This is a genomic window from Streptomyces sp. NPDC027672 (genome assembly GCF_055566335.1).
Window position 1 is genome coordinate 126,900 of sequence record NZ_JBVHSO010000002.1, and the last position, 14,252, is coordinate 141,151.

The window sequence follows — 14,252 nt, forward strand, 5'->3', positions numbered from 1 at the left end:
GGACAGTCAATCCGCAAAGGTGCGAGGGGAGCTGTTCCGCCGTGCGAAGACTCCGACATCGGATGCCGTGGCCGGCCTGGGTACCGCTGGGGCTGGCGACCGCCCTGGCCGCGACCGTGCTGGCCGGTCCGGCACCCGCCGAGGCGGCGGCCACCGCCTCCGGCGCCGTACTCGATCCCGCGCAGACTCGCGCCGGCTGGCAGAGCCCGGTCTACGCCCGGGGCACCGGCGCCGGCCCCGAGAAGTGCCCCGCCGCGGCCGACGACCCCGACGGCAGGGTGTGCGACCGCTTCGACCTGACCGTCTCGGTGCCGGACGGCTACTGGGACGACAACCCCGAGGGCGGTGTCCCGCTGTCGATCGCCTGGGAGCACCCCTCGGACGACTTCGACCTGTACGTCTACGACGACCACGGCAAGCAGGTGGCGTCCGCCGCGGGCACCGCGGACCCCGAGGCCACGGTGATCCCGCGGGCCTCGGGGACGTACCACGTGCTCGTCGTGCCGTACGAGGTGCACGACGGCTCCTTCACCGGCACCGCCTACCTGCCCCGGACCACGGACGCCGGTGATCTCACGTCCTTCTCGGGCGGCCACGGCAGCTACACCGTCGGGGCCGGAGCCCTCACCGCCCGCGCCGACTTCCTGACGGACGGCCGGCTGCGGCTCCAGGCGGACCCGTCGGGCGCGCTGAGCGACCCGGCCGGCACCGCGATCGTGCGCGAGCGGCCGGCCCTCCAGCCGCGCACCTCGTCCTTCGACGCCGGCGACTACTACGGCGTCCGCGCGCCGGGAGCCGTGCTGCGCGTGTACAAGAAGCCGCTGCGGTTCGGGCTGTACCGGCCCGACAACCGCACCCGGATCTGGCAGGAGGACCGGCCGCTGCGCTGGTCGACCGGCGGGATGCGGCAGAGCCTCGCGCGCGGCGCCGGCGAGCAGTTCTTCGGCGGCGGCGAGCAGAACGGCTCCTTCTCGCACCGCGGCCGGACGGTGTACGTCGCCAACAGCTTCGACTGGAACGAGGGCGGCTACAACAACTCCCAGCCGTTCTACCTCTCCAGCGCGGGCTACGGCGTCTTCCGCAACACCTTCGCACCGGGCGTGTACACCTTCGGTTCGCCGGTGACGACCGGGCAGCAGGAACGGCGGTTCGACGCCTACTACTTCCTCGGCGACGCCAAGCAAGTGATCGGGAAGTACACGGCGTTGACGGGCAGGCCGTTCATGCCGCCGGTGTACGGCCTGGAGCCGGGCGACTCCGACTGCTATCTGCACAACGCCAACCGGGGCGAGCGGCACACCCTGGACGCGCTGAAGGTCGCCGACGGCTACACCGAGCACGGCATGCCGCTCGGCTGGATGCTGGTCAACGACGGCTACGGCTGCGGGTACGAGAACCTGGAGCAGACCGCCAAGGGCCTCCAGGACCACCACGCCCAGCTCGGCCTGTGGACCCAGGACGGCATCGGCACGCTCGCCGAGCAGGTCAGGGCGGGCCAGCGGGTGGCCAAGCTGGACGTGGCCTGGGTCGGCAACGGCTACAAGTTCGCACTGGACGCCTGCGACGCCGCCAAGAAGGGCATCGAGGACAACAGCGACGCCCGCGGCTTCGTGTGGCTGCCGGTGTCCTGGGCGGGCGCGCAGCGCTGCGGGGTGCTGTGGAGCGGCGACCAGAAGCTGTCCTGGGACTACATCCGCTGGCAGATCCCGGCCTACGCCGGCGCGACGATGTCCGGGATCGCCTACAACACCGGGGACGTGGGCAGCATCTACCGCCACGACGCCGAGATGTACACCCGCGACCTCCAGTGGAAGGCGTTCCTGCCGGCCGTCATGACGATGGACGGCTGGGCGAGCGACCTCACCACCGGCAAGCCCGCCGACCAGCAGCCGTGGCGCGACGGCGAGCCGTACACCTCGGTCAACCGCGCGTACCTCCAGCTCAAGGAGCGGCTGCTGCCGTACATGTACACGCTCTCCGCCGAGGCGGCGAAGACGGGAGTGGGGGCGGTGCGTCCGCTGTGGCTGGAGTACCCGGACGACCCGGCTACCCTGGGCCCCGCGGCGAAGTACGAGTTCCTGTCCGGTCCGGACTTCCTGGTCGCGCCGGTCTACGAGGACTCCGACACCCGCGACGGCATCTATCTGCCGAAGGGCACCTGGACGGACTACTGGACCGGGCGCACCTACGAGGGCCCGGTGACGCTGGACGGCTACCACGCCCCGCTGGAGACCCTGCCGCTGTTCGTGCGCGAGGGCGCGATCGTGCCCATGTGGCCGAAGGGCACGACCAGTTGGCAGACCCGCGACCGGCACGAGCTGGACTGGGACCTGTACCCGGCGGCGCGCGGCACCAGCCGCTACACGCTGTACGAGGACGACGGCGTGACGCGTGACTTCGCCCGGGGCGCCGCGGCCACGCAGCCGGTGTCGGTGCGCGCCGACGCCCGGGGCACGACCGTGACGGCCGGCGCGAGCCGGGGCGCGTACACGGGCAAGGCGGACGCGCGGGCGTACCGGTTCACCGTGCACGGCACCCAGACGCCCGCCCGGGTGCTGCTCGACGGGCGTCCGCTGCCGGCCGGCGCCTGGTCGTACGACGCGGACACCCGCGTGACGACCGTGCTCACCCCGCGGCTGCCGCTCGACCGGGGCTTCACCCTGCGACTGGTCGACCGGAGGTAAAGGAATCGTATGGTCTAGTCCAAAGACTCGGTTGGTCTAGTCCAACTTATTGACGTGACCGCAACAGCTCCCGGAGGGTGGGGCTCCCCGTTCGGGGTCCCCATCCTCTGGAGGCACGCATGAGACGTCTTCGGGCATGTCTGGGCGCGGCGGCGGCCGTCACCCTCGCCGCGGCCGGCGCCACCGCGCTGCTCGCCGGCAACGCCTCGGGCGCGACCACCGCGCTCGACAACCGCTGGTACGCCGCCGCTCCCTACCTGATGCCGCAGGACAACGACCCGCCGGACGCGGGTGCCATCATGGACGCCACCGGTCTGAAGGCGTTCCAGCTCGCCTTCGTCCTGGCACCCAACGGCGGCGGCTGCACACCGACTTGGGACGGCACGGCACCGGTCGGCTCGGACACCGCCGTACGGTCGGTGATCGACGCCATCCGGGCCAAGGGCGGCGACGTCTCGGTCTCCATCGGCGGCTACGGCGGCACCAAGCTGGGGCAGGCCTGCGCGGACCCGGCCGCCACGGCGGCGGCCTACCAGCAGGTCATCACCAAGTACGGGCTGCACGCCATCGACTTCGACCTGGAGGAGCCGGAGTACGAGAACACCGCGGCCATCCACAACGAGATCGGCGCGGCGAAGATCCTCCAGCAGAACAACCCCGGTCTGTACGTCTCCGTGACCACGGCCGGCACGGCGGACGGAACCGGCTGGTTCGGCAAGCAGATGCTGCTGGAGGCCAAGGCGCAGGGCTTCACCCCGAACAACTTCTCCATCATGCCGTTCGACGGCGGCTTCAACAACGCGGCGAGCCAGACCAGCGCGCTCACCAAGTTCAACGCGGTCCTGCAGTCCACCTTCGGCTGGGACGAGGCGACCGCCTACGCCCACGAGGGCTTCTCGGGCATGAACGGCCGCAGCGACACCGGCGAGTACTTCACGCAGGCCGACTTCCAGACCGTCCTCGACTACGCCACCGGCCACCACATGGACCGGTTCACGTTCTGGTCGCTCAACCGCGACCGGCAGTGCAGCCCGCCCGACAACGGCGGCCGCACCTCCGGCACCTGCTCCAGCGTGGCGCAGAGCCCCTGGGACTTCGCCAAGTACTCGGTGAAGTTCGCCGGCGTCACCCCGCCGACCACCCCGCCCACGCCCACGCCGACTCCCACGCCGACCCCGACCCCGGGCTCCTGCAAGCCGGCCTGGAGCGCGGCGACGGCGTACACCTCCGGCACCGAGGTCTCCTACGGCAAGCACAACTGGAAGGCCAAGTGGTGGACCCAGAACGAGACGCCCGGCGCCTCGCAGTGGGGACCCTGGCAGGACGAGGGCGCCTGCTGAGCCCGCACCGGTCCTGACCTGCCGCGAGCACCCGGCGCCGGGACGCCGGCACCCGGCCCGACCTGCGCGACTGGTGCGAACGGCGGGACGGTCGTAGCGTCGGGTGCACGCGGTCGGACCAAGCACGACGGGCGGGAGCGGCCATGCGCGGATCACTGGTGAGAACGGCGGTCACCCTGGCGGCGGGGACCCTGCTGACGGCGGCCGTGACCACGGGCTCGGCCGGTGCGCCGGCCGGCGCCGCCCCGTCCCGCCACGGCCACACGGCGCGGCCCGTCCTGGTCGACTGCCGGTGGCAGCGCACGGTCCGCCCCGGCGACTTCCTGCTGGCCTGCGGCGACGGCAACAGCCGCCTCACCGACCTGAGCTGGTCCGAGTGGAACCGGGGCGAGGCGACGGCCGTGGGGACGAACGTGGTCAACGACTGCCGGCCGTACTGCGCGGCCGGCACCTTCCGCGCCTACCCGGTGACCGTCCGGCTCGACGGCCCGGAGCCGTGGCGGAACCACCCCGGCCTGCGGCACTACACCCGGATCAGCCTCACCTACCCGGGCGACCGCCCGGCGGGCTACCGGCACGTCATGACCTACCCGCTCTGGGACTGACCCGCCCCGGCCCCGCGCCGCCCGTCCCGCGGGACGCGGCCGGGGCCCGGCGGTCCGCGGCACACCGGTGCGGCCGGGGCCCGACGGCTCCTGGGACACCAGTGCGGCCGGGGCCCGACGCCCCTGAGACACCGGTGCGGCCGGCCGGCACCCCGGCACCGCCGCCCGGCGGGCCCGCGTGGTCCGCGCGGGCGATCCCGCGGCCCGGCTCCCGCCACCGGCGGCCCGCCGCCCTCATGTTGGTGTGACCCCGCACGCCGGCGCCCCGCGCGCCGACCGGAAAGAGGTCACATGCCCCGACGCCCCCGCCTGACCGGTGCCGCCACGGCCGCGCTCGCGCTCGGCCTCGTCGCCGCCGCGCCCGCCGCCGGCCCCGAGCCGCCCGTCACCGACGCGCGCATCGTCGCCCGCTTCGACCCGGCCGCCGGGCAGACGGCCGAGAACATCGCGCTCGAACCCGACGGCTCCGCCGACCTCACCTTCGCGTACGCCCGTACGGTCGCCCACGTGAGCCTCGACGGGACCACCACCACCCGCGCGACCCTGCCGGTCGTGGCACACCCGGCCACGCCCCGTCTGCGCCGCGCCGTCGTCACCGGCATCGCCCGCGCCCACGACGGCACGCTGTACGTCAACTACGCCACCGGCACCAGCGCCACCGGCATCTGGCGCCTCTCCCCCGGCGGCGGCCCGCCCGTGCGGATCGCCCGGCTGCCGGCCGACGGCTTCCCCAACGGGCTGGCCCTGGACGAGCGCCGGGGCGTGCTCTACGTCGCCGACTCGGTGCGCGGCACCGTCTGGCGCGTGCCCGGGTCGGGCGGCCCGGCGGTCGCCTGGGCCCGCCGGACGGAGCTGGAGCCGTCCCGCGCCGGCAGCCTCGGCGCCAACGGCGTCAAGGTCCACCGCGGCGCCGTGTGGGTGTCGAACTCCGACCGGGGCACGCTGCTGCGCCTCCCCGTCCGCGACGACGGCTCCGCCGGTCCGCCGGAGACCCGGGCGACCGGACTCGACGGCGTCGACGACTTCTGCTTCGCCGGCACCGGCCGCACCGTCCTGGCCGCGCTGGACGGCGGCCAGGTGGTGCTGGTCGGGCGCGACGGCAGCCGCGCGGCCGTCCTCGGCGAGGCGGACGGGCTGTCCGGCCCGACCTCCGTCGCCGTACGCGGCCGGACGGTCTACGTGCCCAGCGCCGCCTACCGGACCCGGCGGGCCCCGAACCTGGTCCTGGCCCGGCTGCGGTACCCCTCCGGCCGGCTGTAGGCGAGGCGCCGGCCGGCCGCGGCGGGGCCGCGCGCCCGGCCCGCCCGGCACGCCGGGCGGGGCCGGGCGGGCCGGGCGGGCAGGTCACGCCGGACGTGCCGGGCGGCGGTCGTGGGTCAGGCGATCTCCACCAGCAGGTCGCCGCCCTCCACCTGCTGGACGCGGTGGACGGCCAGCCGGGAGACGCGGCCCGCCTTCGCGGCGGTGATCGCGGCCTCCATCTTCATCGCCTCGATGGTGGCGACCGTGGCGCCCGCCTCGACCTCGTCGCCCTCGGCCACGGCCAGGGTCACCACTCCGGCGAACGGGGCGGCCACCTGGCCCGGGTCGGTGCGGTCGGCCTTCTGGGTCGCCGGGATGTCGGAGGCGACGGCCCGGTCCCGGACCTGGATGGGCCGAAGCTGCCCGTTGAGCGTGGACATCACCGTGCGCATGCCCCGCTCGTCGGCCTCGCCGATCGCCTGCAGCTCGATCAGCAGCCGGACACCGGGCTCCAGGTCGACGGCGTACTCCTTGCCGGGGCGCAGGCCGTAGAAGAACGCCTTGCTGTCCAGCACGCTGGTGTCGCCGTAGCTGTGCCGGTGGGTGTCGAACTCGCGGGCCGGGCCGGGGAACAGCAGCCGGTTGAGGGTGGCCCGCGGGTCCTTGGCCAGTCCCTCGCGGTCCTCGGCGGACAGCTCGGGGGCGGGCCTGGCCTCGGCCCGGCCCCGGAGTGCCTTGGTGCGGAACGGCTCCGGCCAGCCGCCGGGCGGGGTGCCCAGCTCACCGCGGAGGAAGCCGATCACCGAGTCCGGGATGTCGAACCGGTCCGGGGTCTCCTCGAAGGCGTCCGGGGAGACCCCGGCGCCGACCAGGTGCAGGGCCAGGTCGCCGACCACCTTGGAGGACGGGGTGACCTTGACCAGGCGGCCGAGGATGCGGTCGGCGGCGGCGTACATCGCCTCGATGTCCTCGAAGCGGTCGCCGAGCCCGAGGGCGACGGCCTGGGTGCGCAGGTTGGAGAGCTGGCCGCCGGGGATCTCGTGGTGGTAGACGCGGCCGGTCGGCGCGGCGAGGCCCGCCTCGAACGGCGCGTAGATCCGGCGCACGCCCTCCCAGTACGGCTCCAGGTCGCCGACCGCCTGGAGGTCCAGGCCGGTGGGCCGGTCGGAGTGATCGGTGGCGGCGACGAGCGCGGACAGCGACGGCTGCGAGGTCGTACCGGCCATGGAGGCCACCGCGCCGTCGACCGCGTCCGCGCCGGCCTGGATCGCGGCGAGGTAGGTGGCGAGCTGGCCGCCCGCGGTGTCGTGGGTGTGCAGGTGCACCGGCAGGTCGAACTCGCGGCGCAGCGCCGAGACCAGCTTGGCCGCGGCGGGGGCGCGCAGCAGTCCGGCCATGTCCTTGACGGCGAGGACGTGGGCACCGGCCGCGACGATCCGCTCGGCCAGGCGCAGGTAGTAGTCCAGGGTGTAGAGCCGTTCGGCCGGGTCGTTCAGGTCGGCGGTGTAGCAGAGGGCCACCTCGGCGACCGCCGTGCCCGTCTCGCGTACGGCGTCGATGGCGGGGCGCATCTGTTCCACGTCGTTGAGGGCGTCGAAGACGCGGAAGATGTCGATGCCGCCGGCGGCGGCCTCCCGCACGAAGGCGTCGGTCACCTCGGTCGGGTACGGCGTGTAGCCGACGGTGTTGCGGCCGCGCAGCAGCATCTGCAGGCAGATGTTCGGCACCGCCTCGCGCAGCGCGGCCAGCCGTTCCCAGGGGTCCTCGGCGAGGAAGCGCAGCGCGACGTCGTAGGTGGCGCCGCCCCAGCACTCCAGGGAGAGCAGTTGCGGCAGGGTGCGGGCGACGGCCGGGGCGACGGCGAGCAGGTCCCTGGTGCGCACCCGGGTGGCGAGCAGGGACTGGTGGGCGTCGCGGAAGGTGGTGTCGGTGACGCCGATGGTCGGCGAGTCGCGCAGGTGCCGGGCGAAGCCCTCGGGGCCGAGGTCCGCCAGGAGCTGCCGGGATCCGGCGGGCGGTGCGCCGGCGGGCAGCGGCGGCAGCTTGGTCAGCGGGTCGGGCAGGCCGGGCCGTTCGCCGTGCGGCTTGTTGACGGTGACGTCGGCGAGGTAGGTGAGCAGCTTGGTGCCGCGGTCGGCGGAGTGCCGGGCGGTGAGCAGTTGCGGGCGCTGCTCGATGAACGCGGTGGTGACCCGGCCCGCCTGGAAGTCCGGGTCGTCCAGGACGGCCTGGAGGAACGGGATGTTGGTGGCCACGCCGCGGATGCGGAACTCGGCGACCGCGCGCCGGGCCCGGCCGATGGCGGCCTGGAAGTCCCGGCCCCGGCAGGTGAGCTTGACCAGCATCGAGTCGAAGTGCGCGCTGATCTCCGTACCGGCGTGGGTGGTGCCGCCGTCGAGCCGGATGCCGGAGCCGCCCGGGGAGCGGTAGGCGCTGATGCGGCCGGTGTCCGGGCGGAAGCCGTTGGCGGGGTCCTCGGTGGTGATCCGGCACTGCAGGGCGGCGCCGCGCAGGGTGACGGCGTCCTGGGTGAGGCCGAGGTCGGCGAGGGTCTCGCCGGCGGCGATGCGGAGCTGGGCCTGGACCAGGTCGACGTCGGTGACCTCCTCGGTCACGGTGTGCTCGACCTGGATGCGCGGGTTCATCTCGATGAAGACGTGGTTGCCTTCGCGGTCCAGCAGGAATTCGACCGTGCCGGCGTTGCGGTAGCCGATCTCGCGGGCGAAGCGGACCGCGTCGGCGCAGATCCGGTCGCGCAGTCCCGGGTCCAGGTTGGGCGCCGGGGCCAGCTCGATGACCTTCTGGTGGCGGCGCTGCACCGAGCAGTCGCGCTCGAAGAGGTGGATGACCCCGCCCTCGCCGTCGGCGAGGATCTGCACCTCGATGTGGCGGGGCTCGACGACGGCCTTCTCCAGGAAGACGGTCGGGTCGCCGAAGGCGGAGGCGGCCTCGCGGGAGGCGGCCTCGATGGACTCGCGCAGCCGGGCCGGGTCCGTCACCCGGCGCATCCCGCGTCCGCCGCCGCCCGCGACCGCCTTGACGAAGACGGGGAAGCCGATGTCCCCGGCGGCGCGCGCCAGTTCGTCCACGTCGGTGGAGGGCGGGCAGGAGCCGAGGACGGGCACGCCGGCCGCGCGGGCGGCGGCGACCGCGCGGGCCTTGTTGCCGGTCAGCTCCAGCGTGTCCGCGCCGGGCCCGACGAAGGTGATGCCCGCCTCCTCGCAGGCGCGGGCCAGCGCGGGGTTCTCGGACAGGAAGCCGTAGCCCGGGTAGACGGCGTCGGCGCCGGCCCGGCGGGCGGCGGCCACGATCTCCTCGACGGAGAGGTAGGCCCGCACCGGGTGGCCCGGCTCGCCGATCTCGTACGCCTCGTCGGCCTTCAGCCGGTGCAGCGAGTTGCGGTCCTCGTGCGGGAACACGGCGACCGTGCGCGCGCCGAGTTCGTAGCCCGCCCGGAACGCCCGGATGGCGATCTCTCCACGGTTGGCGACCAGCACCTTGCGGAACATCATGGATTCCCTTCAGCTGCCTGCCCGGCGACGAACACCCTGGTGTCGGCCCGCCCTGCCGTACTCGCGGACACCCTAGGGTCTGACCGTAGGGGGCACGGTGCGAAAACCGTCACACCGACAGGGTGTGCGGCGCCACAGATCACCGAGAGGTGATCTTCGCCCCGTTTGCTCCGTGCCCGGATCCGGGCTTCCCGGCCTGACCGACCGTCCGCTTTCGGGAAGATGCCTGGACTCTTTCTATTTGGATCACGAATTCTCGTATAGTGACCGCAACTTCACCTGCAGTGTCACGTCTCCCAGCCGTATGAGGACCAGACCGGACCGATGACCGCGCCTACGCAACCCGGCGACCGACCCACCCTCCGTACGTTCGTCTCCGCCCTCGCCGTGACCGGTGTGCTGTCGGCGCTCGCGGTCTGCGCGGCCGTGGCGGTGGCACCGGGGCCGGCGCACACCACCGTCGTCCGGGGCGGGGCCGCGGCGGCGGTCCTGCTCAGCGTGGCGGTGGCCACGGCCGCGCACGCCCGGCGCACCGCGCGCGACGCCCGGCGCCGGCTGGAGGAGGTCACCCAGGACATCGGACGGCTGCTCCAGCAGCAGGCCCGTACGACCGAGGAGGCGCGCCAGGAGCAGCACCGGCTCATCGACGAACTCGCCCGGCAGCGGGCCGAGTTCACGGAGTCGTTCGCGGCCGAGCGGGACCGGCTGGCGGCGGAGGGCGCCCGGGAGCTGGAACGGCTCCGGCAGGACAACGCCCGGCTGGCGGCCGAGGCGGAGCGGGCCCGGCGGGAGCGGGCGGCCGCGATCTCCGCGACCTCCAACGCCGCCGCCCGGATGCAGGCGCTCGCCACGGCCACGCTCGCCGACCTGCGGGCCATGGAGGACCGGCACACCGACGAGGACGTGCTGGCCGATCTGCTCCACCTCGACCACCGCACCGCGCAGGCCGGCCGGCTCGCGGACTCCATCGCCGTGCTCACCGGGGCGCGTTCGGGCCGCCGCTGGGCGCGTCCGATCGGGATGGAGTCGATCCTGCGCGGCGCGATGGGCCGGATCGCCGGTTACCGGCGGGTGCGGGTGCACTCGGTCAGCGAGACCGCCGTCGCCGGGCACGCCGCCGAGGGCGTGATGCACGCGCTCGCCGAACTCCTCGACAACGCGGCGAACTTCTCGCCGCCGACGGCCGAGGTGCACGTCTATGTGGAGGAGGTGCCGGCCGGGGTCATCGTGTCGGTGGAGGACAGCGGCCTGGTGATGGGCGAGGTGCAACTGCGCCGCGCCGAGCGGGCGGTCTCCGGAGACGCCTCCGAGCTGGGCGGTCTGACCGGCACCCGGCTCGGGCTCGCGGTGGTCGGCCGGCTGGCCCGCAAGCACGGGCTGAAGGTGTCGTTCCGGCCGTCGGCGCGCGGCGGCACGGGCGTGCTGATGCTCGTCCCGCAGGACATCCTGAGCAGCCCGGCCGCGGCCGTGGCCGCGCCGCCCGCCGCCGCCCCGCGTTCCCCGGGCGCCTCGCCCGCACCGGCACCGGCCGCCGAGGCGGCCCCCGCCCCCGAGTCCGCTCCCCCGCCGGAACACGGCCCGGCCGGGCTGCCCAAGCGGCGCCGGGGCCGTACGCTCGCCGAGGCCGAGCGCGCCCGGTCCGCGTCCGGCACCGGGTCCCGCACCGCGCCGACGGCCGAGGAGAGCAGGACCCGCGTCGCCCGCTTCAGCAGCTTCCGCCAGGCCGTCCGCCCGTCCAGCCCGCCGAACGGCCGCTCAGCCGCCACACCGGCCGCCCCGACGAGCGGCGGCACCGGTGCCACACCGGCCGCCCCGACGAGCGGCCGACCGGGCGCCGCGCCCACCACACCGGCCGGTGACGGGCCCAGCACCCCGAACACCAACCCCTCGGTCGATGCCTCGCACGCGCCGGTGCCGGACGGCCTCGCCGCCACACCCGTGCGCGGCACCGCGTGGGACGGCGGCGAGGGCACGGCCCACACGCCGGACGCCCGGGCCGCGGACGCGCGCCCCCCGGCGTCCCCGTCCCGCCCCGCACCCGGCGCCCGAGCCGCCGTACCCTCCCCGCACCAGGCACCCGGCGACCAGACGGCCGTACCCTCCGCGCACCCCGCACCCGGCGGCCAGGCGGCCGTGCCCTCTTCGCACCAGGAACCCGGCCAGGCGGCCGGGCCGGGCACCGCAGCCGGTGACCAGGCCGCCGCCGGTCGCCACCCGCATCTCCCCTCGGACACCCACCCGCACACGCACCCGGAAGGCGACACCACTTCATGACCGGCCCGACCACCGCCGACGACACGCTCACCTGGCTCCTGGAGGGCCTGCTGGAGAGGACCCCGGGCGCCCGGCACGCGCTCGTGCTGTCCCGGGACGGGCTGAAGCTGTGCCGGACGCCCGAGCTGAGCGTCGACCAGGCCGACCAGCTCGCCGCGATCGCCGCCGGCATCCAGTCGCTGTCGCACGGCGCGTCCGTGGAGTTCGGCGACGGCAGCGGTGGCGTGCGCTCGGCGATGACGGAGTTCTACGGCGGTGTGCTGTTCATCGTGGAGGCCGGCGCCGGCGCCCATCTGGCCGTGATCACCACCGAGGACGCGGACGCCGGTGTCGTCGGGCACAACATGAGCGAACTGGTGGAGCAGCTCGGCGAGCACCTGACCGCTCCGCCCCGCACCTCATGAGCGGACCCGGCGGGCACCGGCCGGGCCGGGACGACGCCCCGGACCGGCTGTACACCATCACCCAGGGCCGCAGCCGGACCGACCCGGACAACCCTTTCGACCTGGTCACCCTGGTGGTCGCCGAGTCGGAGCCGACGACCGGCATGCAGTCCGAGCACGTGGCGATCCTGGAGCTGACCCGCTCGCCCACCTCGGTGGTGGAGATCGCCGCCGAGCTGCGGCTGCCCGTGGGCATCACCAAGGTGCTGCTCTCCGACCTGCTGGCGGCGGGCCGCGTCAGCGCGCGGCATCCGCGCCCGCCGGCCATAACCGATCCCGACATCCTGGAGCAGGTGCTCGTTGGACTCCGCAATCTCTGACGCGCGCACCCCGTTGGGTGCCTCCGCCGACCAAGGCTTCAAGATCGTGGTCGTGGGCGGCTTCGGCGTCGGCAAGACGACGCTGGTCCGCTCGGTCAGCGAGATCCGTCCCCTCAACACCGAGGAGACGATGACGCAGGCCGGCGAGACGGTCGACGACATCGGCCAGGTGCGCGGCAAGACCGCCACCACGGTGGCCTTCGACTTCGGCCGGATCACGCTGGACGCGCGCAAGGTGCTGTACCTGTTCGGAGCGCCGGGCCAGGAGCGGTTCTGGTTCCTGTGGGACCGGCTGTTCTCCGGCACGCTCGGCGCGGTGGTCCTGGTGGACACGCGGCGCATCGACGACTCCTGGTACGCCATCGACCGGCTGGAGCACCACGGCACGCCGTTCATCGTGGCCTGCAACGACTTCGGCGGCCCGGTCCGGGCCGGCGCGGACGTCCGCGAGGCCCTCGACCTGGACCCGCACGTGCCGCTGATCGACTGCGACGCCCGCTCCCGGGAGTCGTCCAAACAGGTGCTGATCACGCTGGTGCAGCATGTGAAGAACCGGTACGCCGACCCGTCCGCGCGGGCGGGCCTGCCCCGACAGGAGTTCGTGTGACCACCCCCGACGCCGTCCCGCTCAGCGGACCCAGGTTCCAGACCGAACCCGCCCGCCTGTACCGGGAGATGCGGCGCGACCACGGCGCCGTGGTGCCGGTAGTGCTCGACGGCGGCATCCCGGCCTGGCTGGTGCTCGGCTACCGCGAGCTGCACCAGGTCACCGGCGATCCGGTGCTGTTCAGCCGGGACTCGGACCTGTGGAACCAGTGGGAGAACATCCCGGCGGACTGGCCGCTGCTGCCGATGATCGGGCGCAAGCAGCCGTCGATCCTGTACACGGTCGGCGAACGGCACCGGCAGCGCGCGGCGATGATCAGCAACGCGCTGGAGGAGGTGGACGCGTTCGAACTGCGCGCGCACGCCGAGCGGTTCGCGGACGAGCTGATCGACGCGCTGTGCAGCGCGGGCGAGGCCGATCTGATCGCGCAGTACGCGATGCTGCTGCCGGTGCGGGTGCTGGCCCGGCTCTACGGCGTCCCGGACGAGGACGGCCCGGGTCTGGTCACCGCCCTCAACGACATGATCGACGGCCGGGAGCGGGCGCTGGCCGGGCAGGCGCATCTGGCCGGTTCCATGGCGCGGCTGGTCGCCGACCGGCGCAAGGAGCCCGCGGACGACGTGGTCTCCCGGATGCTCGCCGACGAGGGCGGGTTCGGCGACGAGGAGATCGTGCAGGACCTGATGGTGATGATGGCGGCCGGGCACCAGCCGACCGCCGACTGGATCGGCAACTCGCTGCGGCTGATGCTGACCGACGAGCGGTTCGCGGCCTCCCTGTTCGGCGGCCGGCACAGCGTCGCGGAGGCGATGAACGAGGTGCTGTGGGAGGACACGCCCACACAGAACGTGGCGGGCCGCTGGGCCGCCCGCGACACCCACCTCGGCGGCCGGCGGATCGGGGCCGGCGATCTGCTGCTGCTCGGTCTCCAGGGCGCCAACTCCGACCCGCAGGTGCGGACCGACGCCTCGGCGCTGACCGGCGGCAACAGCGCGCACTTCTCCTTCGGGCACGGCGAGCACCGCTGCCCGTTCCCCGCGCAGGAGGTCGCCGAGGTGATCGCGCGGACCGGCATCGAGGTGGTGCTTGACCGGCTCCCGGACATCGATCTGGCGGTGCCCGCCGACTCCCTCGCCCGCCGGCCCTCGCCCTGGCTGAGAGGACTGACCAGACTTCCCGTGCGGTTCACCCCCGTACCCACCCGCTGATCGCGCGCCGCCCCGGC

8 protein-coding genes and 2 pseudogenes are annotated in these 14,252 nt (G+C 74.2%); 9 read left to right on the forward strand and 1 reads right to left on the reverse strand.

The features are described 5' to 3' along the window. Positions 1–512 precede the first annotated feature (512 nt). The 4 genes and pseudogenes from ACZ4SV_RS05105 to ACZ4SV_RS05120 form a co-directional block, all read left to right on the forward strand. Positions 513–2,669 (forward strand): annotated as a pseudogene (locus tag ACZ4SV_RS05105) (glycoside hydrolase family 31 protein); the annotation flags it as partial. 134 nt (positions 2,670–2,803) lie between these two features. Further along, on the forward strand, positions 2,804–4,024 hold the full coding sequence (locus tag ACZ4SV_RS05110) for a carbohydrate-binding protein (RefSeq protein WP_397945428.1): 1,221 nt from the start codon (positions 2,804–2,806) through the stop codon (positions 4,022–4,024). A gap of 143 nt (positions 4,025–4,167) precedes the next feature. Continuing rightward, positions 4,168–4,629, forward strand: coding sequence for a hypothetical protein (locus tag ACZ4SV_RS05115; RefSeq protein WP_468001522.1), 462 nt, complete (start codon positions 4,168–4,170; stop codon positions 4,627–4,629). A 291-nt stretch (positions 4,630–4,920) separates the two neighbouring features. Continuing rightward, a complete protein-coding gene (locus ACZ4SV_RS05120) occupies positions 4,921–5,889 on the forward strand; it encodes an SMP-30/gluconolactonase/LRE family protein (RefSeq protein ID WP_468001524.1) in 969 nt (322 codons plus the stop codon). A 116-nt stretch (positions 5,890–6,005) separates the two neighbouring features. Here the strand turns inward: ACZ4SV_RS05120 and ACZ4SV_RS05125 are convergent, their stop codons facing one another. Continuing rightward, positions 6,006–9,380 carry a pyruvate carboxylase gene (locus ACZ4SV_RS05125; RefSeq protein ID WP_468002468.1) on the reverse strand — a complete coding sequence of 1,125 codons (3,375 nt, stop codon included), beginning with the start codon at positions 9,378–9,380 and terminating at the stop codon, positions 6,006–6,008. A 327-nt stretch (positions 9,381–9,707) separates the two neighbouring features. On the opposite strand from ACZ4SV_RS05125, the pseudogene ACZ4SV_RS05130 reads away from it, so the two are divergent. The 5 genes and pseudogenes from ACZ4SV_RS05130 to ACZ4SV_RS05150 all read left to right on the forward strand — a co-directional run. Next, positions 9,708–11,252: pseudogene (locus ACZ4SV_RS05130) on the forward strand (sensor histidine kinase); the annotation flags it as partial. Positions 11,253–11,653: 401 nt separating this feature from the next. Beyond that, positions 11,654–12,061, forward strand: coding sequence for a roadblock/LC7 domain-containing protein (locus ACZ4SV_RS05135; protein WP_365880160.1), 408 nt, complete (start codon positions 11,654–11,656; stop codon positions 12,059–12,061). After that, positions 12,058–12,420, forward strand: coding sequence for a DUF742 domain-containing protein (locus ACZ4SV_RS05140; protein WP_468001526.1), 363 nt, complete (start codon positions 12,058–12,060; stop codon positions 12,418–12,420). Before ACZ4SV_RS05135 ends, ACZ4SV_RS05140 begins: the two co-directional genes overlap by 4 nt. Continuing rightward, positions 12,401–13,027, forward strand: a complete 627-nt coding sequence (locus ACZ4SV_RS05145; protein WP_397934872.1) for a GTP-binding protein — start codon at positions 12,401–12,403, stop codon at positions 13,025–13,027. The genes ACZ4SV_RS05140 and ACZ4SV_RS05145 overlap by 20 nt, the downstream gene beginning before the upstream one ends. Beyond that, on the forward strand, positions 13,024–14,235 hold the full coding sequence (locus tag ACZ4SV_RS05150; RefSeq protein WP_468001528.1) for a cytochrome P450: 1,212 nt from the start codon (positions 13,024–13,026) through the stop codon (positions 14,233–14,235). Before ACZ4SV_RS05145 ends, ACZ4SV_RS05150 begins: the two co-directional genes overlap by 4 nt. Positions 14,236–14,252: the final 17 nt, after the last annotated feature.